General features: G+C 64.3%; 21 protein-coding genes and 1 pseudogene. 6 read left to right on the forward strand and 16 right to left on the reverse strand.

Annotated elements, in window-relative coordinates; all coding sequences use genetic code 11:
* Positions 1-40 precede the first annotated feature (40 nt).
* From ABIE53_RS20720 to ABIE53_RS20730, 3 genes are all read left to right on the forward strand, one after another.
* Complete coding sequence (locus ABIE53_RS20720; RefSeq protein WP_006049580.1) at positions 41-547, forward strand: YkgB family protein; 507 nt, start codon at positions 41-43, stop codon at positions 545-547.
* 54 nt (positions 548-601) lie between these two features.
* Positions 602-1,081: a DUF3788 domain-containing protein gene (locus ABIE53_RS20725; protein ID WP_502922738.1), complete on the forward strand. Its 480-nt coding sequence runs from the start codon at positions 602-604 to the stop codon at positions 1,079-1,081.
* A 121-nt stretch (positions 1,082-1,202) separates the two neighbouring features.
* Positions 1,203-1,829 carry a LysE family translocator gene (locus ABIE53_RS20730; RefSeq protein ID WP_006049582.1) on the forward strand — a complete coding sequence of 209 codons (627 nt, stop codon included), beginning with the start codon at positions 1,203-1,205 and terminating at the stop codon, positions 1,827-1,829.
* Positions 1,830-1,860: 31 nt separating this feature from the next.
* On the opposite strand, the gene ABIE53_RS20735 is transcribed toward ABIE53_RS20730, so the two are convergent.
* Positions 1,861-3,276: an aminotransferase-like domain-containing protein gene (locus ABIE53_RS20735; RefSeq protein WP_192699702.1), complete on the reverse strand. Its 1,416-nt coding sequence runs from the start codon at positions 3,274-3,276 to the stop codon at positions 1,861-1,863.
* 258 nt (positions 3,277-3,534) lie between these two features.
* Here ABIE53_RS20735 and aptA point away from each other — a divergent pair, with 258 nt between their 5' ends.
* Positions 3,535-4,863, forward strand: coding sequence for an omega-aminotransferase AptA (gene aptA, locus ABIE53_RS20740; protein ID WP_006049584.1), 1,329 nt, complete (start codon positions 3,535-3,537; stop codon positions 4,861-4,863).
* A 43-nt stretch (positions 4,864-4,906) separates the two neighbouring features.
* Here aptA and ABIE53_RS20745 read toward each other — a convergent pair.
* Positions 4,907-5,438: pseudogene (locus ABIE53_RS20745) on the reverse strand (DUF6496 domain-containing protein).
* A 151-nt stretch (positions 5,439-5,589) separates the two neighbouring features.
* Here ABIE53_RS20745 and ABIE53_RS20750 point away from each other — a divergent pair.
* The gene (locus ABIE53_RS20750) at positions 5,590-5,841 is read left to right on the forward strand and encodes a hypothetical protein (RefSeq protein ID WP_006049586.1); all 252 of its coding nucleotides are present in this window, start codon (positions 5,590-5,592) and stop codon (positions 5,839-5,841) included.
* 26 nt (positions 5,842-5,867) lie between these two features.
* On the opposite strand, the gene ABIE53_RS20755 is transcribed toward ABIE53_RS20750, so the two are convergent.
* From ABIE53_RS20755 to ABIE53_RS20805, 11 genes are all read right to left on the reverse strand, one after another.
* A complete protein-coding gene (locus ABIE53_RS20755; RefSeq protein WP_053859988.1) occupies positions 5,868-7,076 on the reverse strand; it encodes an ABC transporter substrate-binding protein in 1,209 nt (402 codons plus the stop codon).
* A gap of 146 nt (positions 7,077-7,222) precedes the next feature.
* Positions 7,223-10,858, reverse strand: coding sequence for a molybdopterin cofactor-binding domain-containing protein (locus ABIE53_RS20760; RefSeq protein ID WP_192699701.1), 3,636 nt, complete (start codon positions 10,856-10,858; stop codon positions 7,223-7,225).
* Complete coding sequence (locus tag ABIE53_RS20765; RefSeq protein WP_053859986.1) at positions 10,855-11,373, reverse strand: (2Fe-2S)-binding protein; 519 nt, start codon at positions 11,371-11,373, stop codon at positions 10,855-10,857. The genes ABIE53_RS20760 and ABIE53_RS20765 overlap by 4 nt, the downstream gene beginning before the upstream one ends.
* A 31-nt stretch (positions 11,374-11,404) precedes the next feature.
* Entirely contained in the window at positions 11,405-12,604 is a 1,200-nt protein-coding gene (locus ABIE53_RS20770) for an amidohydrolase family protein (RefSeq protein ID WP_006049590.1), read from the reverse strand.
* A gap of 29 nt (positions 12,605-12,633) precedes the next feature.
* Positions 12,634-13,347 (reverse strand): ABC transporter ATP-binding protein, encoded by a 714-nt coding sequence (locus tag ABIE53_RS20775; protein WP_029966792.1) that lies wholly within the window; start codon positions 13,345-13,347, stop codon positions 12,634-12,636.
* Entirely contained in the window at positions 13,344-14,153 is an 810-nt protein-coding gene (locus ABIE53_RS20780; protein ID WP_192699700.1) for an ABC transporter ATP-binding protein, read from the reverse strand. Before ABIE53_RS20780 ends, ABIE53_RS20775 begins: the two co-directional genes overlap by 4 nt.
* Positions 14,150-16,102, reverse strand: coding sequence for an ABC transporter permease (locus ABIE53_RS20785; protein ID WP_192699699.1), 1,953 nt, complete (start codon positions 16,100-16,102; stop codon positions 14,150-14,152). Before ABIE53_RS20785 ends, ABIE53_RS20780 begins: the two co-directional genes overlap by 4 nt.
* Before the next feature lie 163 nt (positions 16,103-16,265).
* Positions 16,266-16,850: an amino acid synthesis family protein gene (locus ABIE53_RS20790; protein WP_006049594.1), complete on the reverse strand. Its 585-nt coding sequence runs from the start codon at positions 16,848-16,850 to the stop codon at positions 16,266-16,268.
* 57 nt (positions 16,851-16,907) lie between these two features.
* A complete protein-coding gene (locus tag ABIE53_RS20795) occupies positions 16,908-17,498 on the reverse strand; it encodes an amino acid synthesis family protein (protein ID WP_192699698.1) in 591 nt (196 codons plus the stop codon).
* Positions 17,474-18,418, reverse strand: coding sequence for a UPF0280 family protein (locus ABIE53_RS20800; protein ID WP_192699697.1), 945 nt, complete (start codon positions 18,416-18,418; stop codon positions 17,474-17,476). Before ABIE53_RS20800 ends, ABIE53_RS20795 begins: the two co-directional genes overlap by 25 nt.
* A gap of 39 nt (positions 18,419-18,457) precedes the next feature.
* Positions 18,458-20,050: a 6-hydroxynicotinate reductase gene (locus ABIE53_RS20805; protein WP_192699696.1), complete on the reverse strand. Its 1,593-nt coding sequence runs from the start codon at positions 20,048-20,050 to the stop codon at positions 18,458-18,460.
* Between the two features lie 425 nt (positions 20,051-20,475).
* Here ABIE53_RS20805 and ABIE53_RS20810 point away from each other — a divergent pair, with 425 nt between their 5' ends.
* Positions 20,476-21,186, forward strand: a complete 711-nt coding sequence (locus ABIE53_RS20810; protein ID WP_029966801.1) for a TetR family transcriptional regulator — start codon at positions 20,476-20,478, stop codon at positions 21,184-21,186.
* Between the two features lie 95 nt (positions 21,187-21,281).
* On the opposite strand, the gene pcaC is transcribed toward ABIE53_RS20810, so the two are convergent.
* From pcaC to ABIE53_RS20825, 3 genes are read right to left on the reverse strand one after another with little or no spacing between them, the layout of a single operon-like run.
* Positions 21,282-21,674 (reverse strand): 4-carboxymuconolactone decarboxylase, encoded by a 393-nt coding sequence (gene pcaC, locus ABIE53_RS20815; RefSeq protein ID WP_006049599.1) that lies wholly within the window; start codon positions 21,672-21,674, stop codon positions 21,282-21,284.
* Positions 21,671-22,462 carry a 3-oxoadipate enol-lactonase gene (gene pcaD, locus ABIE53_RS20820; RefSeq protein WP_006049600.1) on the reverse strand — a complete coding sequence of 264 codons (792 nt, stop codon included), beginning with the start codon at positions 22,460-22,462 and terminating at the stop codon, positions 21,671-21,673. The genes pcaC and pcaD overlap by 4 nt, the downstream gene beginning before the upstream one ends.
* Positions 22,463-22,467: 5 nt before the next feature.
* Entirely contained in the window at positions 22,468-23,847 is a 1,380-nt protein-coding gene (locus tag ABIE53_RS20825) for a 3-carboxy-cis,cis-muconate cycloisomerase (protein WP_192699695.1), read from the reverse strand.
* Positions 23,848-23,894: the final 47 nt, after the last annotated feature.

Here is a 23,894-nt window from a genome sequence, read left to right on the forward strand (position 1 = left end):
CTCCTGATGACCGACCGACAACCTGAATTGGAAACCCAAAATGTCTATTCCCACAGATCAGCTCCGTCTTCAAATCGCCGAGAAAAGCGCAGGATCGCTCTCTAGTCTGGCTCTACTCAGATGGGCGCTTGTCATCGTCTTTCTTTGGTTCGGTGCAATGAAATTCACCGCCTACGAAGCCAACGGCATCGCTCCGTTCATTATGCACAGCCCGATCATGAGCTGGTTGCATTCCCTGTTCGGAATTCAAGGGGCAAGCGACGTTATCGGCGTACTCGAACTGTCGACTGCGGCAGCGCTGACTATCGGAGCCTTCGTGCCCGTTTTCTCCGCATTGGGTGCAGCCATGTCGGCCGCGACCTACTTCATCACGCTGACTTTCTTCCTGAGCACGCCAGGCGTAGCCGAAGCGACGGCGGGTGGGTTCCCTGCAATTTCAGCCTTGCCTGGCCAGTTCCTTCTCAAAGATGTCGTTCTACTGGCTGCATCGCTTTCTCTCCTTGTGGCGTCCATTCAGGCCTCGTGGGCTAACGCTCAGAAGCCGTGACCTGGATGAACTTTCGATACCGCGATTAACGGTACCGCGCGAAGCATTCCACCCATGCAGATGAAGAGGAAAGCAAACGTGAACGAGTCCGCTGAGATCGGCGACAGAATCGCCGACAAATCTTCGCAGCCCGACGAGCGCACTATCCGCGACTGGATGGGGCCGGAGGCTTTCGAGCATTGGGTCGAACTGCGGAGCTGGATCGACGCATCGTATCCCGGTGTTTTTGTGCCAGACTGGCTATATGGCGGCAAGAAGCGCGGTTGGTCGCTGCGCTACCGGAAGACCAAGGCGCTCTGCACGCTGTTGCCCGCATACAGGCTGTTGTCGGTTCTCGTGGTCCTGGGGCGAGCTGAACGGGAGAAGTTCGAGGCGCGGCGTTACTTCTGGAGCCCACAGTTGGTGAAGCTCTACGATGAAGCCCGCGCCTACCCCGACGGCAAATGGCTGACTGTCCCGATTTCATCCGCGGATGATCGGCATGAGGTGACCGAGCTGATGCGTATGAAGCGCCCTACGCTTTCACGCGATTGAATCGTACGTCGCGGAAGCCACGTTCTCTGTACCGGACATCATCCCGCGATCCGTACCGGTACTGTACCGGCAACGCTGGCTAGAATGGTCAAAATCTTCTAGCCTCGTTCCGGAGCCCGCCATGTCCTACCTCACGCTCAGCGCGCTGCCCGCCGGCATCCTGTTCGCGCTCGTCACCAGCATCACGCCTGGTCCGAACAACACGATGTTGCTCGCGTCGGGCGTCAACTTCGGTTTTCGCCGCACCTTGCCGCATATTTCAGGCATCAGCGCCGGCGTCGTGCTATTGATGCTGTCGGTCGGCGTCGGACTCGGCGAAGCCTTCGTGCATTTCCCGGTGCTGTACACCGTGCTCGAAGTGGCGAGCGTCGCCTACCTGCTATATCTCGCGTGGAAAATCGGCACGTCGGGCGAACTTAAGGTCAGGCAGGGCGAACGCCGGCCGATGAAGTTCTATGAAGCTATCGCGTTCCAGTGGGTCAACCCGAAGGCGTGGATGATGGTGCTGACCGCCGCCACGACCATCCATCTGAGCGAGAGCTACAGCATGAACGCGGTGGCGATGGCGGCGGTGTTCTATGTGATCGGCTTTCCGTGCATCTGCCTGTGGGCCGGGTTTGGCACCGCGATGCGGCGCGTGTTGTCCGACGCGAGGCGTCTGCGCGCTTTCAACATCACGATGGCGCTGCTGCTCGTGCTTTCGCTGTATCCGATCGCGCTGAAGCTGCTGGACGCAGCCACCTCGTAAGCGAGCGAGAGACGCGCCAGGCGATGCGCATCTAAACCGCCCCGCGTCCTACTCGCTCGATGAAGCGCCACAACGCATCGTCGGTCGAATAAGGGGCGTTGAAGCGAAACCATGCGCTCGGCGCGTCGTCCGGCCGGAAGTATGAGCCGGGCGCAAGCCAGATGCCGTGCTTGAGCGCGGCCGTCGCGACGTCGCCGGCAGACGCAGGATCAATCGGCAGGCGAGCCCACAGAAACAACCCCGCTCGCGGCCGATGAAACACTTCGAGCCCAAGCGAGTCGAGCCGCTCCTCGACGGTGCCATGCGCGAGCTTGAGCCGCTCGTTGACCGCTTCCACGTGACGCGCGTAGCGGCCCTCGAGCAGCACCTTATCGACGATCCGCTCGATCGCCTCCGACGACGTCAAGCCCACCGCCATCTTCGTGCGCGCCAGTTCGCGCAGCACCGCGCGCTCCGCGACCACGTAGCCACAGCGCAAGCCAGGCGTTACCGTCTTCGAAAAGCCGCCGACATACAGCACGCGCTGCAAGCCTTCCATCGCGGCAAAAAGCAGCGCGCCGGACGGCGCCAGTTCGCGGCTCACGTCGTCCTCGATCACCCACATGCGCTGACGCTCCGCGATCTGCAGCAGGCGGAACGCCGCCGACATGCCGAAGGTCGCGCCGGTCGGATTCTGCAGCGTCGTGTTGACGAAAATGGCCTTCGGCTTGTGCTCCGCGACGAGCGCTTCGAGCACCTCGGTATCGACGCCCGCAGGCGTGCGCGGCACGCCATGCACGACGAGTCCGGCGAGCTTGAGAATCTGCAGCAGGTTGCAATAGCCGGGATCTTCGACGATCACCGCGTCGCCTGCGCGCAGCAACGTGCGCACGATCAGATCGAGCCCTTGCGTCGCGCCCTGCGTGAGCAGCACGTTGGACACGTCGACGGGCAGACCGCGCCGGTCGAGCTGCTCGGCGATGCGCTCGCGCAACGGCGCGAAGCCGTAGGGATGGCCGTAATCGCCGAGCCGCGCGGCAGGCACCCGGCTCATCGCGCGCAACGCATGCTGCAAACCGGTTTCGTTGATCCACTCGTTCGGCAGCCAGCCGCCGCCGGCCTTGATCGGCACCGAATGATCGGCGAATACGTCGGACAGAAGCCACGTCGCGGTGAGGCTCGGCGGCTGCCAGTCGGTCACGGCCGCTCGCGGCGCAGGCGAGCGCGCCGCGACGCGATAACCGGAGCCGCGCCGCGCGACCACGAGCCCCATCGACACCAGACGGTTGTACGCCTCCGTCACCGTGAAGGTGCTCAACTCATGCGTCTGCGCAAGTTGCCGCACCGACGGCAGCAGCGCGCCTGCGCGCAGCGACTGCGCCTCGATGGCTTGCGCGAAGCCTTGCACGACCTGGTCGACGAGCGTGGGAGCGGCGCGCCTGTCGCGCTCGAGATTCAATTCGATCATGGTCGGAAGTGTGGACTCGGAACGAAAAAGCCGGCCGCGACGCACGGCCCGAAGCGGATCGCGTCGGCACAGTTACCGCCGATCCACCAACACAGTTAGCGCGACACCGCGTCAACTGTTTATGCCGCCATTAAACCGCGAACGCTACAGTTTTGGCTACGCCCAAAGGAAGTCCCCTTGGCAGACGCCCCGAAGCAACTATTCTTGGGGGACGCCCAAAGGAAGTCCCTCTTGGGAAACCACTTCGAGGAGAAACCCATGACTTCGCGCCCCGTCATCGACGATCTGTCGTCTTTCTGGATGCCGTTCACCGCCAACCGCCAGTTCAAGGCCGCGCCGCGCCTGCTGGAATCGGCGAAAGGCATGTACTACCGCAGCACGGACGGCCGCGAAGTGCTCGACGGCTGCGCGGGCCTATGGTGCGTGAATGCGGGCCACAGCCGCGACGAGATCGTCGCCGCGATCACGAAGCAGCTTTCCACGCTGGACTTCGCGCCGACGTTCCAGATGGGCCATCCGCTCGCGTTCGAAGCGGCCACGCGGGTCGCCGAGCTGATGCCCGAAGGCCTCGACCGCATCTTCTTCACGAACTCGGGTTCCGAATCCGTCGACACCGCGCTGAAAATCGCGCTCGCCTATCACCGCTCGCGCGGCGAAGCGCAGCGCACGCGCCTGATCGGCCGCGAGCGCGGTTATCACGGCGTGGGCTTCGGCGGCATTTCGGTCGGCGGCATCGCGCCGAACCGCAAGACGTTTTCCGGCGCGCTGCTGCCGGCCGTCGATCATCTGCCGCACACGCACAATCTCGAGCAGAACGCGTTCTCGAAGGGTCAGCCGGCGTGGGGCGCGCATCTCGCGGACGAACTGGAGCGCATCGTCGCGCTGCACGATGCGTCGACGATTGCCGCGGTGATCGTCGAACCGGTCGCCGGCTCGACGGGCGTGCTGATTCCGCCGCAAGGCTACCTGCAGAAGCTGCGCGACATCTGCACGAAGCACGGCATCCTGCTGATTTTCGACGAAGTGATCACGGGCTTCGGCCGCGTCGGCAAGGCCACGGCCAGCGAATATTTCGGCGTGACGCCCGACCTCATCACGATGGCGAAGGCGATCAACAACGCGTCGATCCCGATGGGCGCAGTCGCGGCGAGCCGCACGGTGCACGACACGATCGTCAACGGCGGCGCACAAGGCGCGATCGAGCTGTTCCACGGCTACACGTATTCAGCGCACCCGGCCGCGGTCGCCGCCGCCATCGCGACGCTCGACCTGTATCGCAGCGAGGGCCTGTTCGAACGCGCCGCGTCGCTCGCGCCGACGTTCGAAGCCGCCGTTCACTCGCTGCGCGGCGCGAAGCATGTGAAGGACATCCGCAACCTTGGGATGATCGCCGGCATCGAACTCGAATCGCGCGACGGCGCACCGGGCGCGCGCGCTTACGAGGCGTTCGTCAAATGCTTCGAGGCGGGCGTGCTCGTGCGCTTTACGGGGGACATCCTGGCGTTTTCGCCGCCGCTCATCATCAACGAAGAGCAGATCGCGCATCTCTTCAAGACGGTCGGCGACGTGCTGGCCACGGTGCAGTAAGGCGACAGCGAACAACGGCGCGCAGGTCGCGCGCCGTCCGCCGTCAGTGATGCTGATGCGCGCGCGCAGCGCGTGTCTGCGCCGCCTTCTTCGCCGCGGCTGAACGTCCGGCTGCGCCCTTCGTCGCGGCAGCCTTCTTCGCCGCCGCCGAGCGGCTCGCGGCCGGCCGCTTGGCCGCCGCCGACTTCGCCTGCTTCGACATCGCCGAGTGCGATGCGCCGGCCTTGCTTTCGCGCTTCAGCACATTGGTGGTGGTGCGCGAGCGCTTCGCCGTCGACTCCTTGCTGGCGGTCTTTTTCGCGGCGCCCTTCTTGTGTCCCGCGGCGCTGTCCTTCTCCGCCTTCTTTGCGCGTCGCCTCGCTCGTGCTGCCCTTCTTCGGCGCCTTCAGATCGACGCCCGCGCGACGCGCCTCCGACAATCCGATCGCAATCGCCTGTTTCGGCGAGCGCACGCCGTGCTTGCCGGCGCGCACCTTGTCCACCTGTTCCTTGACGAACTCTCCAGCTTGCGTGCTCGCCGACTTGCCGGCGCGTTTGTCGGCTTCCGCACGCTTGAGGGTTTTCTTCTCGGGCATGACAGTTCTCCGGTTGACTGTGGCCCATGCAGTGAAGCAATGGCTGTGCCGCAGCGCTGAGACACTTCGCCAGGACTCGCGCCGTTCACGGGGACGGCGTATGGTGTGGTCAAGGGTCGGCGCACTGGACCGGTCCGAATGGGAGACACTGATGAAGATCCCCACCGTGCGCGCAGGCGCGCATATCGAAGGCGTTCACTGGATCGCGGAATACGCGGAAGACGTCCACGAGATTCGCATCTTCCGCGAAGGGCAGGAAATCGACGTGCACGACGCGCCTTCGTCGCTGTTCGGCGACGAGGAGAACGCGGGCTCGAAGAGCACCGCCGACCATCGCGCGGTCGAAGCGGCGGTGCTGGCCTACTTGCGGCGCTTCGTGGCGGAGCACGACGCGGAGGAATAGCCGCCGAGGCCGACGCCGACGCCTGCTTACTCGCCCGGCCGCAGCTTTTTCACGTCGGCATCCGACGGCTGCACGCTCGCGCCGTCGATGTAGCGATACGACGTCATCACGCCCTTGCCGTCCTTCAGACCGGTGACGCCGACGTAAGCGCCCATCGTCGACTGATTGTCCTGCGCGCGATAGGTGATCGGCCCGAACGGTGTATCGACGGCGAGACCCTTGAACGCGGCCGCGAGCTTGTCGGTATCCGCGGAACCGGCCTTTTTGATGCCCGCAGCGATCGACATCAGCGCCGAGTAGCCGACCACCGAGCCGAGCCGCGGGTAGTCGTGATACTTCGCCTGATAGGCGTCGACAAACTTCTTGTTCGCCGGAGTGTCGATCGAATACCACGGGTAGCCCGTCACGATCCAGCCGGCCGGCGCTTCGGCGCCCAGCGGATCGAGATAATCCGGCTCGCCCGTCAGCAGCGACACCACCGTGCGGTCCTTGAAGAGGCCGCGCGTATTGCCCTCGCGCACGAACTTGCCGAGGTCGGCGCCGAACAGCACGTTGAAGATCGCATCGGGCTTCGCGTCGGCGAGAGCCTGCGTGACCGCGCCCGCATCCACGTTGCCGAGCGGCGTGGCCTGTTCGGCGACGAACTGCACGTCGGGCTGCGCGGCGGTGAGGAGCTTCTTGAACGTCGCGACCGCCGACTGCCCATACTCGTAGTTCGGATAGACAAGCGCCCAGCGCTTTTTCTTCAGCTTGGCCGCTTCGGGCACGAGCATCGCGACCTGCATATACGTGGAAGGACGCAGACGGTACGTGTATTTGTTGCCGTCGGCCCAGACGATCTTGTCGGTCAACGGTTCGGCGGCGAGGAAGAAGATCTTTTTCTGCTTGGCGAAATCGGTGAGCGCGAGGCCGGTGTTCGACAGGAAACCACCGAACAGCAACTGCACCTGTTCACGAGCGATCAGCTCCTGCGCGACGCGAATGGTGTCGCCAGGGTTGCCGTTGTCGTCGCGCGAAACGACTTCGAGCTTTTTGCCGAGCACGCCGCCCGCGCCGTTGATCTGCTCGAGCGCGAGATTCCAGCCGTTCTTGTAAGGCCCGAGAAAGGCCGGCTGCGCCTTATAGCTGTTGATTTCCCCGATCTTGATGGTCTGCTGGGCATTGGCGCCGAAGGCGGCGAATGAAACAACCGTCGATAGCGTCAGGCGAGAGATCCATCGTGCGCGCGTGGTCATGCGTTTCTCCGTATCAATGGGATTGCGGGAATGCGTTGGTCTTCTAACAGGCTGTTCTATCAGGCGTTGCGGCGGTGTTCAAGCGGCCGGGCGGGCAGTGGCTCGTGCGTTCATACTTGCGCTTACTCGTGCGTTCGTTCTTGCGCTCACTCCGCGCTCGCGGTCGCGCGAATCCTCGCGACGCTTGCCGCCACATTCTGCCAGGCAGGCTTGCCGCCCGCGAATTGCTGCCGCAGATACGACACGAGCTCGGCGACCTGGGCGTCGTTGAAACTGTCGCGGTAAGCCGGCATCGTACCGAGTTCGGGCCGCGCAGGCGAGCCGATGCCGTCGAGAATCACGCGGATCAGATTATCCGGCGTCGCGCCATGCAGGTTCGTGTTGAGCGCAAGCGACGGATGCGCGCCGAACAGTTGCGGCCCGCTGCCGGTGTGATGACACGCCGCGCAAGCGCCGTCGAACAGCCGCGCGCCGACGCTGGACGGCGCGCCGTTGATCGTGCTCGCCGCTTCGTATTGCCGCGCCATCGCCGCGACATCGACGTTCGGTTCCACTGGCGCAAGCGACGCGAGATACGTCGCCATCGCGCGAATATCGCTGTCGGGCAGCGCCGCGAGATCGGCGACGACGGGCGCCATCGGTCCCGCCGCGACGCCGTGCAGCGACGCATGGCCGAAGCGCAAATAGCGGAACAGCTCGTCCTCGGTCCACGGCACCGGCGCGTTCGATAGCGACGATAACGCGGGCGCTTCCCAGCCTTCCGCGCTGCCTCCGCCCATGAAGGCCGCGCCGCTTTTCTCGGCGCCGAACGCATTGCGCGGCGTGTGACACGCGCTGCAATGCCCGAGCCCGTTGACGAGATACGCGCCGCGATTCCATTGCGCGCTTTGCGTCGCGCTGGCGGTGAACGTGTTGCGTCCGAGGAAGAGGCCGTTCCATGCGGCCATCAACGGACGCGCGCTAAACGGAAACGGCAGCTTCGTTTCCGGCGGACGAAAACGCACAGGCGTTTGCGACATCAGATACGCGTAGAGCGCGTTGAGGTCGTCGTCGGACGTATTTTTGAAGGACGTGTACGGGAACGCCGGATAGAGCCGATGCCCGTCGCGGCTGATGCCTTCACGCATCGCGCGGACAAACGCTTCGAGCGACCATGCGCCGATGCCCGTCTGCGCATCCGGCGTGATGTTCGTGCTGTAGACGGTGCCGAAAGGCGTCTCGAGCGGCTTGCCGCCCGCGTTCGGCACGCCGTTCTTCGCGGTGTGGCAGACCGCGCAATTGCCAAGCGACGCGAGCACCTTGCCGCGCGCGATTAGCTCCGGCGCGAAGGCGCTCGCGAGCGGCGGCGTGATCGGCCCGAGAGCGGACGGCGCCAGCGACAACGCGCCGAGCCAGCCCGCCGCGCCAGCCGCGAACGCCCCTAGAAAACCGAGCCGCCAGCGCTTTTTCCTGCGCGCGGCGGCCTTCTCGGCTTGTGCATCGGCGAGCGCCGCGCGAATCGTTTCGGGCGTGAACGGCGGCCTGCGAAAACGCACGCCGGTCGCGTCGTACAACGCGTTGGCAATCGCCGCCGCGCCGGGCAGCGACGCGGATTCGCCCGCGCCCATCGGCGGCTCGCCGTGACGCGGCATCATCACGACGTCGATCACCGGCACTTCGCGAAACGTGAGAATCGGATACGCGCCCCACTCCTGGCTCGTCACCGCATTGCCGCCGAACGTCACGCGTTCTTTCAGCGCGCGGCTCGTCGCCTGGATCACGTTGCCGTGAATCTGGTGACGCACGCCGTCCGGGTTGATCGTGGTGCCGTTGTCCTGGCCGACCACGACGCGCGTCACCGCGAGTTCGCCGCTTCGGCGATTGACTTCGACGTCGGCGACCCACGCGCACCACGCGGCGCCGAAGCCGGGGAATTTGCTGTGCACGTAGCGGGCGTAGGCGATACCGCGGCCTCGTGCGATGTCGCCTTGGTCGCTTTGTTCGCCTCGTTCGTGAGCCTCAGCGTCAGTGGCTTCGCGCACGCGCGGCTGCCAGCCCGCGCGCTCCGTCACCGCTTTCACGAGATCGGCCGCGCGCGGGTCACGCAAATGCTTCAGCCGAAACTCGACCGGATCGGCGCCCGCTTCCACCGCGAGTTCGTCGATGAACGACTCGTGCGCGAAAGTGTTCGGCAACGCCGACACGCCGCGCAGCCACGACGCGCGAACAATAGGCGGCGTGTCGTCGCAGACGACGCGCATCGCCTCGTAGTCATACGGCGGCACGGCCGTGCGGTCGCCCATCTCGAACACCTGCGGCTCGCCGGACAGCGTGCCGGTCAGCAACAACGCCAACGTGGGCGCATCGTTCGATGGATAACGCGTCGCGAAGTCGTAAGCCGCGAGTTCGCCCTCGGCGCTCAACGCGCCGCGCACGTCCATCAATTGCGCGGCGCCCTTCGGCTCCCACGCATGCTCGTCCTCGCGCGACAGTTGCACGCGCACCGGCGCGCCGGCCGCACGCGAGAGCAACGCGGCGTCGGCGGCGACATCGTCCGCGCAATTGCGGCCGTAGCAGCCGGCCGCATCCATGCGCACGATCTCGATGTGCGCTTCGTTCATGCCCATCAGCAACGCGAGGTCCGCGCGCAGCGAATGCGGATTCTGCGTGCCGGACCATACCTTCAACGCACCGTCGCGATAGTCGGCCACCGCGCACGACGGTCCAATCGACGCATGCATCTGAAACGGCCATACGTACGTGCGATTCAGCGTGCGAGTGGGGTCGCGTGAAAGCGCGGCGTCGACATCCCCGTCGATTAAAAGCTCGCGCCGCTTCGCAGGATTCGCGCGCAATGCGGCTTCCACTTCCTCGCTGGTATCCAGCGGCGGCAAGGCTTCGGTGGTTTTCCATTGCACGTCGAGCCGCTTCGCGGCCTGCTGCGCGATTTCCTCGCGCTCCGCCACGATGCCGACGAAGTCGCGTATCACCACGACCTTGACGATGCCGGCCATGTCGCGGATCGACTCTTCATCGACACGCAGCAAACTGTTACCAATGAAGTTGCCCTGCGCGATGCCCGCATATGGCGGACGCACGACGCGCCCATGCAGCATGCCAGGCACGCGTACATCGTGGACGAAACTCAATTCGCCCGTTGCCTTCGCTGGAATATCGACGCGCGGCGCATGCTTGCCGACGATGTTGTATGCGGCCGGGTCTTTGAGCGGCGCGTCGGTAGTCAACTGGAGTTCGATGCGTTGCCCCGCGATGAGCTCGCCGTAGGCGATGCGCTTTGCATTTGCATCGTCGCGTTCGAACACGATGCCATCGCGCACATCGAGCTTTTCCACGTCAACGCCAAGCCGTAGCGCCGCCTGCTCGAGCAGCCATTGCCGCGCCTGCGCCGCGGCGTGCCGCAACGGCACCGCCGTTATCTGCAGCGTGGCGCTGGCAATCGTCGGCCCCTGATTCGGCGTCTCGTTCGTATGACCGAGCACGATCGACACGCGCGTCAACGGCACATCGAGTTCTTCCGCGACGATCTGCGCAAGCGCGGTGCCGATGCCTGTGCCGAGATCGACGTGGCCGTTGAACGCGATCACGCTGCCGTCGTCGCGCACGGCGAGGAACATGTCGGCGTCAGTGGGCATGAACGACGACCGCGAGCCCGGCTGACCGGCCGCCGGTTGAACCGGTGCTTGCGGCGGCCGCATGACGATGAGCACGCTCTGCGCGTCGTAAAGCTGTTTGCGCGACGGCGGCGCCGCGCGTCGATCGACGCTGAAGTCCGGTCCCGTCATGCGCTCGCCTCTTTATCAGCGGTCTCTTGAACATGCTTCTGCGTGGCGAGCAACTCAGCGGCGCGCTGCACGGCGCGCACGATTTCGACATGCGTGCCGCAACGGCACAGGTTGCGCGACAACTCGCGGCAAATCGTCTCGACGCTCGGATGCGGATCGCGCTCGAGCAGCGCCTTCGTCGTCATGATCATGCCGCTCAAACAATAGCCGCATTGCGCGGCCTGTTCGTCGATAAACGCCTGTTGCACCGGATGCAGCGCGGCACGCGTGCCGAGTCCTTCGAGCGTGGTGATCTCGTGCCCCAGCGCCACCTTCGCCGTGGTCACGCAGGCGCGCGTCGGCATGCCGTCGAGCAGCACCGTGCACGCGCCGCACTCGCCCAGGCCGCAGCCGAATTTCGGACCATTGAGCGCGAGGTCGTTGCGCAGTAGGTAAAGCAAAGGCGTGTCCGCGCTGGCGCAGACGACATGCGTCGCGCCGTTGACCTTCAGCGCGAGCGGCGCCGCCCCGTTCATGAGCGCGCCGACCGCGCTCTAAGACGCGCATTCATAGCACCACCGGCACTTCGGTCGCGGGCGGCGTATTGCGGCTGCGCCGGCAACGGATCAAGCCGTCGATCATCACCATGCCCACGCCTGGAATATCGCCGAGTTGCACGCTTTCGAGCAGCGTGTCCGCGGCCGTATGCTGCGCGCGGTCCATGAAGACGAGGTCGGCGGGACGGCCCACTTCGATGAGCCCCTGACGCAAGTTGCGTTGCCGCGCCGTGTTGCCCGTCGCGAAGCAGAACGCGATTTCCGCGGGCACGTCGGCGAGGCTCGAAATCAACGCAATCATGCGCAAGATGCCGAGCGGCTGCACGCCCGAGCCGGCCGGGCTGTCGGTGCCGAGGATGATCCTGTGCGGGCATTTCAGTTCGATCGCATGGCGCGCCGTCAGCAATGCAATGCGTTCGTTGCCGTTATGAACGATTTCGAGCGCGCGGCTCGACTGCTCGCACAAGTCGCAAACATGGCGGTAAGACAGCGACGTATGCCCGCCGTTGACGTGGCCGATCACGTCGGCGTCGGCCGCAAGCACCACGTCGCGGTCGATCAGCCCCGAGCCCGGAATCGACGGACCGCCCGTATGAATCGTGCTTTGGATGCCGTACTTGCGCGCCCACGCGACCATTTGCGCGGCTTCCTCGCCGGCCTTCACGCTGCCGAGACCGACTTCGCCGAGCAGCTTCACGCCGGCTTCGGAGAGCTCCTTGAAGTCCTCTTCGACCATGCCTTTTTCGATCACCGGCGCGCCCGCCATCACCTTGACGCCCCCGCCCACGCCCGCCGCACGCATGCCTTCGAACGAACGCTGCGCGGTGATCGCAAGCGCCTTCACGCCGAGCACATCTTTCGGACGGCCAGGTAAATGCACTTCGCCCGCCGAGATCATCGTCGTCACGCCGCCGTTCAGATTCGATTCGATCCAGCCGAGCTGATTCTGACGCGGCGTCCAGTCGCCGAATACCGGATGCACATGCGAGTCGATCAGGCCAGGTGCTACCGTCGTTCCCTTGCAATCGACGGTAGTACGCGCGCCTTCGAGGTCGCAGTCCGCTTCCTTGCCGATCGCGACGATTAGGCCGTCGTCGATCACGAGCGTATCGGCGTCGAGAATCGGCTGATCGATGTCGCCGGATAACAGCAGGCCGATGTTCGTCACCGCGACCTTGCCGGACAATCCTGTCAACGTCTCTGCTGCCATCTGCCTCTCCTTTTGCAACGACGGTTCGATTACACGCTCAGATAAGCGCGCCTCACGGTTTCGTTCTTCGCCAGTTCGCCGATGCTGCCGCTAAAGCGGATTTGCCCTTTTTCAAGGACATAAGCGCGGTCGCTGACCATCTCGGCGAAGTGCAGGTTCTGCTCGGACAACAGAATGGACAGCCCCTCGCGCTTCAGTTCGAGGATCATGTTGGCCATCTGTTCGACGATCACGGGCGCGACGCCTTCCGACGGTTCATCGAGCAATACGAGGTACGGGTTGCCCATCAGCGTGCGCGATACCGTCAGCATCTGCTGCTCGCCGCCGCTCATCTGGCCGCCGGGACGCTTGGGCATTTCGCCGAGATTCGGAAACAGGCGGAACAGCTTTTCCGGCGTCCATTGCGGCGCGCCTTCGCGCGGTGGCTGACGGCCCGCGTCGAGGTTCTCCATCACCGTCAGATCGGCGAACACGCGCCGGTCTTCGGGAACGAAGCCCATGCCCATGCGCGCGATCTTGTACGGCGGCAGCGCGGCGATGTTCTGTCCGCGAAACGTCACTTCGCCCTGGCGGCGCGGCAGCAAACCCATGACCGCTTTCATCGTGGTCGATTTACCCGCGCCGTTGCGGCCCATCAACGCAACCACTTCACCGCGTCCCACTTCGAGGCCGACGTCGAACAGAATATGTGCGCGGCCATAAAACGCGTTGAGGCCCGCGACTTTCAGCATCGGCTCGCTCATTGCAGGACTCCTTCGCCGGCGTGGCCGCCTGCCGTGTCATGCAGCGCCGCGTGTGGCTGAAACGTCTTGCCGGTGCCGAAATACACTTCCTGCACGCGCGGATCGTTGCGGATCGTTTCGCCGTCGCCTTCGGCAATCAGCTTGCCGCGCGCGAGTACGATCATGCGGTCGGCGTAGGCAAACACGACGTCCATGCTGTGCTCGGTGAACAGCACGCCGATCTTCTGCTCGGTAACGAGCCGCCGCGTCAGCGCCATCAATTCGTTACGCTCCTTCGGCGCCATGCCCGCAGTGGGTTCGTCCATCAGCAGCAGCTTCGGGCGGTTCGCGAGCGCAATCGCGAGTTCGACGCGCTTGACGTCGCCATACGCGAGCACGCCGCAGGCGCGCTTCGCGTCGGCGGCCATGCCGACTTGCTCGAGCAGTGCGAAGGCTTCATCGGCGTAGCGCGAGCCCGCGGGTTTCCACAGGCCGAAGGTTTTGCGTTCGCGCGAAACGAGCGCGATCTGCACGTTTTCGAGTACGGTCATCGAATTGAAGGTCGCGGCGATCTGGAAGGTGCGGCCGACGCCGAGCCGCCAGATGTCGCGCGGACGCATGCCGACGAGTTCGTGTTCGCCGAAACGGATCGACCCCGACGAAGGCGGCAACTGTCCGTTGACCATGTTGAAGCACGTCGATTTACCCGCGCCGTTCGGGCCGAGCAGCGCGAGAAGCTGGCCGGCTTCGAGCGTGAACGACACGTTGTCGACGGCCTTCAGTCCACCGAACGACTTCGAGAGGCCAGACACTTGCAGCAAGCTCATAGCCCCTCCTTGATCGCCGCGCGCTGCGAAGTGGGTGCGGTGGTTTTGCCGGCCGCGTCGTTCGCATTGTCGTTGATGTCGTCACCGAAACGATCGCGAATAAAGCCAACGATGCCTTGCGGAAACGCGATCACGAGCAGCAAAATCGCGAAGCCCAGCAGCGCCTGCCAATAGTCGGTCTGCCGCGCGACGGTGTCCTGCAGCCACGTGAACACGGCCGCGCCCACGATGGGGCCGGTGAGCGTCTGCAAGCCGCCGAGCAGCACCATCACGAGACCGTCGACGGAACGGCTCACGCTGATCACCTCCGGCGAGATCGTGCCTTTTGAGAACGCATACAACGATCCCGCAAGTCCGCAGAACAGCGACGCGATCACGAACGCCGCCCACTGCACGCGCTTCACGTCGATGCCGATGGCCTCCGCGCGCAACACCGAATCGCGCGACGCGCGCATCGCATAGCCGAGCGGCGAAAACAGCATGCGCCGTAGCAGCCACACGCCGATCACCGCGCACACGAGCGTCACGTAGTAAAACGCCACCGGCGACGAAAGCCAGTCGGCCGGCCACAAGCCGAGAATGCCGTTGCTGCCGCCCGTCACATCGTCCCATTGGAAAACGACCGACCAGACGATCTGCGCGAACGCGAGCGTCAGCATCGCCAGATAGACGCCGGACAAACGCACGCAGAACCAGCCGAACACGAGCGCGCCGCCGACTGCGAGTAGCGGCGCGAGCAGCAACGCGGCTTCCATCGGCAGATTGAGTACTTTGAGAAAGAGCGCCGCGCCATACGCGCCGAGCCCGAAATACGCGGCGTGGCCGAACGAATGCATGCCGCCCGGTCCCATGATGAAATGCAGGCTCGTTGCAAACAGAACAGCGATCAGAATTTCCACCAGCAGCACCGGCATATACGGGAATGCGTTGGCCAAGAGCGGCGCGAGCAGCAGAACCAGCAGCATGATCGCAGCCAGCCATTTGACGCGCTTGCCCGCGGGACGCAGCGGCGCTTCGGGCGCCGCCATGCCGCGCACCGCGGCACTCGCGCGGCCGAGCAAACCCCAGGGCCGCACGACCAGCACGACCGCCATCACGACGAATTCCGCGACCAGCGTAAAGCGGCTCAACGACAGGCCGACGCCGAAAATCGTCACATGCCCAATGCCGATGCACAGCGCCTTGATTTCCGCGATGATCAGCGCGGCCACGAATGCGCCTGGAATCGAACCCATGCCGCCGACCACGACGACCACGAACGCATTGCCGATCGTCTCCAGATCGAGAGAGAGATTCGCCGACATGCGCGGCCCTTGCAGCGCGCCGCCCAGACCCGCGAGAAACGCGCCGACGAAAAACACGCCGGTAAACAGCCACGCCTGATTGATGCCGAGCGCGCCGAGCATCTCGCGGTCCTGCGTCGCCGCGCGCACGAGCGTGCCCCAACGCGTGCGCGTCAGCGCATACCAGAGCAGCAGCAACACGACCGGGCCGATCACGATCAACGCGATGTCGTAGGTCGGCAGCGGATGGCCGAGGAAATTCACCGCGCCCGCGAGATGCGGCGCGCGCGGCCCGAACAGATCTTCCGGGCCCCATAGCCACAACGCGGCATCGCGAAAGATCAATACGAGCGCGAACGTGGCAAGCAGATGAAATAGTTCGGGTGCCTGATAAATGCGCCGCAACACGATGACCTCGACTAGCGCGCCAAGCACCGCGACGACGAGCGCCGCGGCCAGCACCGACAGCCAGAAGCCGCCCGCCGTATGTCCGAAGCGGCTCGCGATGCTGTACGCGATGTAGATGCCGAACATATAGAACGAGCCGTGCGCGAAATTGACGATGCGCGTCACGCCGAAGATCAACGACAAACCGGCGGCGACGAGAAAGAGCGTCGACGCATCGGCGAGTCCGTTGACCAGTTGTACCAGCAAATTCGAAAGCATCGAGACCCTCGGCAGCTTGCCGACCGCGCGCACGCGACATGCGCATGCCACTCGGCCAGCAGACGTTGCGGCGCGTGCGGCACCGTGCTCGCACGCATCAACGGCAGCACACTACCTGAAAGAAATCCCTTGTGGGGACGCGCGAAACAAATGCATGCACACCTCAGCGCAAACCATCCTCGCCCTTGATCTCGTTCGCCTGCAAGCCGCCGATGCGCGGCAGCGGCCGGCCCGACGCCGTCACCGCGACCGCGACGACGATTTCATTGGCACGCGGCGCGTCCGACACGCGCGCCTCGATGGCGTCGAAATGACTGCGCACGAAGGCGGCGTCCTTGTGGCCGAGCGGCACGTCGATTGCCGTGCCGAGCGTGCCCATTTTTTTCGCCGACGGCACGAGCGCCGCGCCCTTTTCGACGGCTGCGCGCAGCGGCGCGCCAAGCTTAGGATGCAAGATCGCGGCCGCGTGTTCGAGTTCGCCCGCCTCGCCGACAATCGCGGCCTTGCCGTAGCTCTGCGCTTCGCCGGGTTCGATACCGAGCGCCTCGACGCAGCGCTTGCCGAGCAGCGCGCCTAGTTCCTCGCCGGCGTCGATCAGCGCGTCGAGCTTTGCCTCATAGCGGCCCGCATACGGATTGTCGATCACCGCGATCGCCACCGCGCGGCGCGCGGGCGGATCGATGTTCTGGCCCATTTCAATGCGGGTTTCGTCCACTTGCACGACCAGCTTGCGAAGCCTGATTGCCATTTCGCTCTCCGAGATTCGATGTATGTGTTGCGACCTTCAGCGAACATGCAGCGTGGTTCAGCGCAAGCCGTCCTTGCCCACGATCGCCTCCTTGGCGAGCCCGCCGACGCGCGCATGCACGCGCTGTCCCGTGCTCATCACGAGGATGAACACCACTTCGTCGGCGGCGGGCGCGCCCGGCACGCGCACTTCGATTGCGTCGAAGTGACTGCGCACATAGCTCGCGTTGACATGCGTGAGCGGCACGTCGAGCGCGGTGGACGGCGCGCCGACTTTTTTCGTCGACGGCACGATTGCGTTGGTCGGCACGCCGTTCTTTTCGAGCAACTCGCGCATTGCGTAGCCGCCGGGCACATGCCACAACGCGCCGTGTTCGAGTTCGCCGCGCGAGCCGACAATCGCGCCCTTGCCATAACTTTCTATCGACGCATGCGGCACCGCCATCGCCGTGAGCAGACGCTGCGCCATGTCGAAGCCGATCGGCTTGAGCGCTTCCATCGCGTGTTCGATGTTCGGCTCATAGCGGCCGGCGAACGGGTTCGTCATCACGGCGGCGATTGTGCCGCGTCTTAATGGCTCTGCCGGCGCGGGGCCGAATTCGTGAAAGATGTCTTCGACGTGCGTCAGCACGCGGCGTATTTCGAACACGGAGCCTCCGTTGTTGAGTGAGCGCGATGCATCGTCAGCAACGCGTGTGTGCCGTGCATGCCGGCTGTCCGCACGCGTCCTTGCAGGAACAACGCAGCGCCTTCTATCAGGCCGCGCTGGACCAAGCGCCGCGCGGCTTCCACGCCGCGAGCAAGCGCGAAGTCGATGAGCGGTTGCGGCAGCGCAGGGACATCCACGGTCACGAGCCGATCCCCGAGGTCGGTGTCGTCCTTCAGCGACGAAGCCGGCTTTCGCACGATGCCCGCATGATCGAGGTTCACCGCGTTGGCGATCATCGTCGCGGCCGCGTCCGCGCTCGCCGCGTCGCCTGCGAGGACGGTCACGCTGTCGGCAATGCCGAGGCTGAAGCTCCGCCCGCGCCAGCCGCTCGTCGCGATGCCGCGAATCGGCATGCTTGCGTCGATTGTGAGGTTGGCGTCGAGCGTATCGCCGTTTGAACGCTGCGCTTTCGTGAGCCACTGCGAGAGATCCGCGAACACGCCCACGCGATATTGCTGGCCTTCGGTCAAATGAAATGCGATGTCGCCGCCATTGTTGATAAACGCGCGCGACACGCCTTCGCGTTTGAATGCACCGATCAGTTCGTCCGCGACGCTGCCTGCAACGGCTGCCATCGGCGTGATAAAGCGCGCGCGATGCGGATGGCACACGGCCCACATGCTGCGCGCCACGCGGCCTTGCAACGGGCATTCGTTGAGCGGTGCATCGGCGCGCACGGGTTGCCGAAGCGTTTTGAGTTCGCTGACCAGCTCGGGCAATACATCGACGAAACGCGTCCAGCACGCTTCATATGCGGCTTGCAGCGCGGCGGGTTCGCCGTCGGCGCTGAGGATAAGATCGATCGGGCCATGCTGCCAATGCCAGCGCGTCGCGTCGATACGGGTGCGGGTTGGATTCATCGCGTGGTTGTGGGCCGAATTGTTAGCCGCGTTAGTCGGTTAGCCCAGCATCGGCGGCATGGCGGGCGGCCACGGATTGTCCGAATTGCGCGCCAACGTTCGACGCGCGAGCGGCGCGCCTTCCGTATGTTCGGGACCATTCGCGAGCACGCTCTCCAACGAACGCACCGCATCCAGATGGCCGCCGAGATCGCGATAAGCGTCATACGTCATGGTGAATTCGATCGGCGCGACGATCGCCGGCGTGGGCACGGTGCCGAACGAACGGTCGGGCATGCGCGACACGTCGACCATCACAGTGATGCCGCCGCCTGGCCACACATAAGCCGGCGCGCCGCCGCACGTGACGTTCACGAGCTGCTGCTTGATCGCACGCGTGAGCAGCACGGGGTTCTCGGTCGCGCCCGCGCGCAGACTGCCGCCCGCGCCGCCGAGAAACAGCACCGTGGCAAGCGACGGCTCGCAGTTTTCGCCGATGCGTTCCACCGTGCGGCGCACCGCATCGGGCATCGCCGCGACGCGCGGCACGAGCTCATGATCGAGTTCATACCACTGCGCGTGCTCGCCGGTAGTCGACACCATCAGCAGACGCATGCCGGGTTGAGCGACAGCGGGATCGAAGCCTTCGATAATCGCGAGCGGGTCTTGAATGTCCGTGCCGCCCCAACCGATGCCTGGATTGGCCACCTGAAAATAGCGTCCTGGCGTCGATTTGCGTCCGCGAATCTTGATGCCCGAGCGCGTCATGCCGAGGCAGCGCCCCGCCTGATGCTCGGTCAACACGCCGGTGATGTGATCGTCGACTACAACGACTTCGTCGACATGACCGAACCATTGCTTCGCGAAAATGCCGATGGTCGCGGAACCGCAGCCGACGCGCATGCGCCGTTCCTCGACGCCGTCGACCACAGGCGCCGCGCCCGCGCGAACCACGAGGCTCGCGCCGCCGTCTATGCTGAGTTCAACCGCCTGCTTGTTGCCGAGTGCAAGCATCATGTCGCAGGTCACGCGGCCTTCTTTCTTGCTGCCGCCGGTCAGATGATGCACGCCGCCGAGGCTCAACATTTGCGAACCGTATTCCGCCGTCGTCACATGGCCGACGATCTCGCCCTGGCAACGCACGTTCGCCTGCTCGGGTCCGAGAAAGCGGTCCGTGTCGATTTTGACCTTGAAGCTGCAATAGCTGAAGATGCCTTCGGTGACGACCGTGACCATGTCGACGTCGTCGAGCTTCGAGGCAACGATGAAAGGCGCGGGCTTGTAGTCGGGATACGTGGACGATGCGCCCACGCCCGTGACGAAGAGCGCGGTATTGGCGGTATCGTCTCGCGCTTCTTCGGACGACGCACCGAATTCGACCAGGGCATCTGCGCTATCGGCTTGCGAGCGCGACAGGAATACGACAGGGTCGACGCGAATCAGCCGCCCGTCCGCATTCGCATAGCGATCGCATGCGCCGGTGCGCCCTTCGGAGATCTGACACAGCACCGGACAGGCATTGCATTCGATCTTGTTCGACGCCATACGCTCGCTGCGCGGCGCCGCCTTCTCGAGCACGGTGGGACCAGGCGTCGAGGCGATATCGCCGTCGACGCGTTCCGCACCGAAATCGACCTTCGTATGTTCTGTCATAGTGGGGTTCCATACGACGACATCACAATCGGTCCTGCCCGGCTGACGAATAGCCCTTATTTCAGGGCACTTTCGCGTGACTCGCATGTTTCCACGCATGATTCCATGTTGCGGTCACTTACCGTTCGTGTAGTATTCGCTACACCAAACCTGTCTGAAATCTACCCGATCAAAATAGACTGCGCAATGAGTTTCCGGCCTGCGAGCGGATGGTGCGCCGCCGCATTCAAACGCTGACTCGAACATTGAACGCGGCCTCGTCGCCAGAGATTCAATTTACGCCGAAGCAGTTCACCGTGCATCGCTAGAAAGAGACTCGGCAGTCTGCAATGCGCACGGTATGATGAGGACGCCTGCATTCCAACGAAGCGCGCGCAAGAGAGTTCAATCCCTTCAACACGCCAACGAAGAGATACCAGATCGCCATGAATTCCACTGCCGGCCGCAAGCCGGGCGCCACGGGCATCCGCGCGAAACAGGCACAGGACACGCGCGCCAAGATTCTGAAAGCGGCAATCAAGGTCTTCGCGAAGCAAGGCTATGCGAGCGGCCGGGTGGAAAGCATTTCGAAGGCCGCGCGCTCGCACGACCGCATGATCTACTACTACTTCGGCAGCAAGGAGCAGTTGTTCGTCGAAGTGCTGGAGACCATCTACACGCAATTCAACGAAGCGGAAAGCAAACTCGATCTCGATCTTGAAGACCCGGTTCACGGCCTCGAACAAATGGTCGAATTCGTCTGGCAGTACTACCTCGATCACCCTGAGTTCGTCACGCTGCTATCGAGCGAGAACCTGCATCAAGGCAAGCATGCGAAGAAGTCGTCCAAGCTGAAGGAGATTTCCGGCTATGCGATTTCAGTCGTGCAGAAGTTGCTGGACGCAGGCAAGGCGCAGCACGTTTTTCGCGCCGACGTCAAAGCACGCGACGTGTATCTGATGATCGCGTCGCTCGGTTATTTTTATAACGCCAATCAGTACACGTTAGGCGCGTTTCTCGGCGAAGCGCTGATGGACAAGGCGGCGCTCGCGCATTGGCGCGAAGTGATCAAAGATACGGTGTTGCGCGCGGTGCGTCTGCAATTGCCGGTTGATGTCGCGTCGAATGCTAGCTTGAGTGCGGACACGGAGGCATAAGTAAAGCACTCGAGAGAGACAACCGCACAATAAAAAAACGCACGCCGTACCAGAGGCGCGCGTTTCTTCATCAAACCATTGCTACAGCAAAACCCTCAAGTCTTCGCCGCCGCATCGTCTTCGCGGAACAGCTTATCGGCGAGATGAAACGCCGAGTTCGCCGCCGGCACGCCGCAGTAAATCGCGGTTTGCAGCAGCACTTCCTTGATCTGCTCGCGCGTCACGCCGTTGTTTTTCGCGGCCCGCAAATGCAGCGCGAGTTCTTCGCTGCGATTGAGCGCGACCATCATCGCAATCGTGAGCAGGCTGCGCGTGTGCCGCGGCAAACCTTCGCGCGTCCACACTTCGCCCCACGCATAACGCGTGATGAAGTTCTGAAACTCTTCCGTCAACTCCGTGCGGTTGGCAAGCGAGCGGTCCACATGCGCGTCGCCCAATACCGCGCGGCGCACGCCGAGTCCGGCTTCGTAGCGGTCTTCGTCGTTCATTTGGGCTCCGTCAAAAAGTCGATCACTGCCTTCGTGAACGCATCGGCCTTCTCGATGTTCGAAATATGCGAGGCGTCCAGTTCGACGTAGCGCGCGGCCGGAATCGCCTGCGCCAGTTCGCGGCCTTGCGCGGGCGTCGCGGCCACGTCGTGCGTGCCGCTGATCACGAGCACCGGCAGCTTGATGCCAGGCGTCTCAGGACGCAGATCGGTCGCGTCGATCGCATCGCAGTTCGACGCGTAGCCTTCCTTGTCGGTATGCACGAACACATCGCGAATCATCGCAAGCACGACGGGCTCGCGCTCGAAGTAATCCGCCGTGAACCAGCGCGGCAACACCGCGTCGGCGAGTGCCTGCATGCCTTCCGTGCGAGCGCGTGCGGCGCGCGGCACCCACACTTCCGGCGAGCCGATGCGCGCCGCCGTGTTCGCAAGCACGACGCGCTCAAAGCGGCTCGCATGACGCGCGGCCAACGCGACGCCCGTGAGTCCGCCCATCGACACGCCGCAAAAATGCGCGCGTGCGATCTTCAGCGTATCCATCAGGCCGAGCACGTCGCCCGCCAATTGTTCGATCGTGTACGGTCCTTTCGGCGCTTCCGAATGTCCGTGACCGCGCGTGTCGTAGCGCAGCACGCGAAAGTGCTTCGACAAGGCCGCGACTTGCGGCGTCCACATGGACAGATCGCTGCCGAGCGAATTCGACAGAATCACCCACGGCGCGCTGCCGTGACGATCGCCGTCGATCCGATAGTGAAGCTCGGTGCCGTTGACTGCGGCGTATGGCATGCCGGTTACTCCTTCGAAGTGGCGCGCTGCGAACGCGCGGTATGAAGCGCCAGCGCTGCGTCCACGTAAGCGTGCGCCTGGCCGACGTATTGAGCGGGATCGAGCAGTTGCTTCAGGCGCTCGACAGAAAGATGCTGAGTCACGGCGGAGTCCGCGGAGAGCACGTCCAAAAGCGTCTGCCCTTCGCGGATCGCCGCCTTCGACGCGCTCTCGACCAGATGATGCGCGTCGAGCCGGCCGATGCTGTCGCCGAGCGCGAGCATCACCGCTTCGCCGAGAATCAGGCCATGCGTGACGTCGAGGTTCGCGGCCAGGCGCGGCATGTTCACGTTGAGTCCGCTCGCGATCTGCCCGATGTTCGCAAGCGCGCCGCCCGCGAGCCGCGCGAGATCGGGCAACGCGTCCCACTCGGCTTGCCAGCCGCCGAGCGCGCGCTCGTGTTCCTGCACCATGCCCGCGAACACTGTGGCGACGAGCCCCGGCGCGCGCGTGGCCGCCGTGAGCACCGCCGCGCAGCCGACCGGATTGCGCTTGTGCGGCATCGTCGACGATCCGCCTTTGCCGGCCGCGGCCGGTTCCGATAGTTCGTCGATTTCCGTTTGCATTTGCAGCGAGATGTCGCGCGCGATCTTGCCGAGCGTGCCGATCAGCATGCCGAAGAACGATGCCGTTTCAGCGATGCGATCGCGCTGCGTATGCCACGGCAAAGTGGGCACCGCAAGACTGAGTTCCTGCGCGAGCGCTTGCGTGACCTGCGGCGCCGCATCGCGCAGACTCGCGAGCGTGCCGGCCGCGCCGCCGAATTGCAGCACGAGCACGCGCGCGCGCAATGCGTCGAGCCGTTCGCGATGACGCAGCAATGCATCGAGCCATTGTGCGAACTTGAGACCGAGCGTGATAGGCAGCGCCTGCTGCAACCACGTGCGGCCGATCATCGGCGTCGCGCGATGCGTGGCCGCGAGCTTCGAGATGGCGTCGCAGGTGGATTGCAAGCCGCTGTCGAGCAAATCGAAGGTGTCGCGCAGTTGCAGGACCGTCGCCGTGTCGATGATGTCCTGGCTCGTCGCGCCCCAATGCACGTATTTCGATGCTTGCGCGTCGGCGGCTTTCACGCGCGCGGTGAGTTGCTTGACGAGAGGAATCGCGAGATTGCCGCCGAGCGCGGCGTCGCGTGCGAGCGCGTCGGCGTCGAGTTGGTCCGCATGGCACGCGGCTTCAATTGCCGGGACGGCCGCCGTGGGAATCACGCCGTGCGCGGCCGAAGCGCGCGCGAGCGCCGCTTCGACGTCGAGCATCCGTTGCAGTGTGGCGCGCGGCGCCCAGATGTCGTTCATCGGCTGCGTGCCGCAAAGAAGGCCGGTGAGCCGGCCGCTGGAGTCGAGCATGATGACGTCGATGATCGGATGATCTGGTGAATGTAGCACTGCGGGCA

The organism is Paraburkholderia sp. OAS925 (assembly GCF_040543975.1).
Taxonomy (GTDB): Bacteria; Pseudomonadota; Gammaproteobacteria; order Burkholderiales; family Burkholderiaceae; genus Paraburkholderia; species Paraburkholderia graminis.

Coding starts and splice junctions, on each gene's coding strand:
- ABIE53_RS20720 (WP_006049580.1), top strand. CDS start 41: ATGTCTATTCCCACAGATCAGCTCCGTCTTCAAATCGCCGAGAAAAGC.
- ABIE53_RS20725 (WP_502922738.1), top strand. CDS start 602: ATGCAGATGAAGAGGAAAGCAAACGTGAACGAGTCCGCTGAGATCGGC.
- ABIE53_RS20730 (WP_006049582.1), top strand. CDS start 1,203: ATGTCCTACCTCACGCTCAGCGCGCTGCCCGCCGGCATCCTGTTCGCG.
- ABIE53_RS20735 (WP_192699702.1), bottom strand. CDS start 3,276: ATGATCGAATTGAATCTCGAGCGCGACAGGCGCGCCGCTCCCACGCTC.
- aptA (WP_006049584.1), top strand. CDS start 3,535: ATGACTTCGCGCCCCGTCATCGACGATCTGTCGTCTTTCTGGATGCCG.
- ABIE53_RS20750 (WP_006049586.1), top strand. CDS start 5,590: ATGAAGATCCCCACCGTGCGCGCAGGCGCGCATATCGAAGGCGTTCAC.
- ABIE53_RS20755 (WP_053859988.1), bottom strand. CDS start 7,076: ATGACCACGCGCGCACGATGGATCTCTCGCCTGACGCTATCGACGGTT.
- ABIE53_RS20760 (WP_192699701.1), bottom strand. CDS start 10,858: ATGACGGGACCGGACTTCAGCGTCGATCGACGCGCGGCGCCGCCGTCG.
- ABIE53_RS20765 (WP_053859986.1), bottom strand. CDS start 11,373: ATGAACGGGGCGGCGCCGCTCGCGCTGAAGGTCAACGGCGCGACGCAT.
- ABIE53_RS20770 (WP_006049590.1), bottom strand. CDS start 12,604: ATGGCAGCAGAGACGTTGACAGGATTGTCCGGCAAGGTCGCGGTGACG.
- ABIE53_RS20775 (WP_029966792.1), bottom strand. CDS start 13,347: ATGAGCGAGCCGATGCTGAAAGTCGCGGGCCTCAACGCGTTTTATGGC.
- ABIE53_RS20780 (WP_192699700.1), bottom strand. CDS start 14,153: ATGAGCTTGCTGCAAGTGTCTGGCCTCTCGAAGTCGTTCGGTGGACTG.
- ABIE53_RS20785 (WP_192699699.1), bottom strand. CDS start 16,102: ATGCTTTCGAATTTGCTGGTACAACTGGTCAACGGACTCGCCGATGCG.
- ABIE53_RS20790 (WP_006049594.1), bottom strand. CDS start 16,850: ATGGCAATCAGGCTTCGCAAGCTGGTCGTGCAAGTGGACGAAACCCGC.
- ABIE53_RS20800 (WP_192699697.1), bottom strand. CDS start 18,418: ATGAATCCAACCCGCACCCGTATCGACGCGACGCGCTGGCATTGGCAG.
- ABIE53_RS20805 (WP_192699696.1), bottom strand. CDS start 20,050: ATGACAGAACATACGAAGGTCGATTTCGGTGCGGAACGCGTCGACGGC.
- ABIE53_RS20810 (WP_029966801.1), top strand. CDS start 20,476: ATGAATTCCACTGCCGGCCGCAAGCCGGGCGCCACGGGCATCCGCGCG.
- pcaC (WP_006049599.1), bottom strand. CDS start 21,674: ATGAACGACGAAGACCGCTACGAAGCCGGACTCGGCGTGCGCCGCGCG.
- pcaD (WP_006049600.1), bottom strand. CDS start 22,462: ATGCCATACGCCGCAGTCAACGGCACCGAGCTTCACTATCGGATCGAC.
- ABIE53_RS20825 (WP_192699695.1), bottom strand. CDS start 23,847: ATGCTCGACTCCAGCGGCCGGCTCACCGGCCTTCTTTGCGGCACGCAG.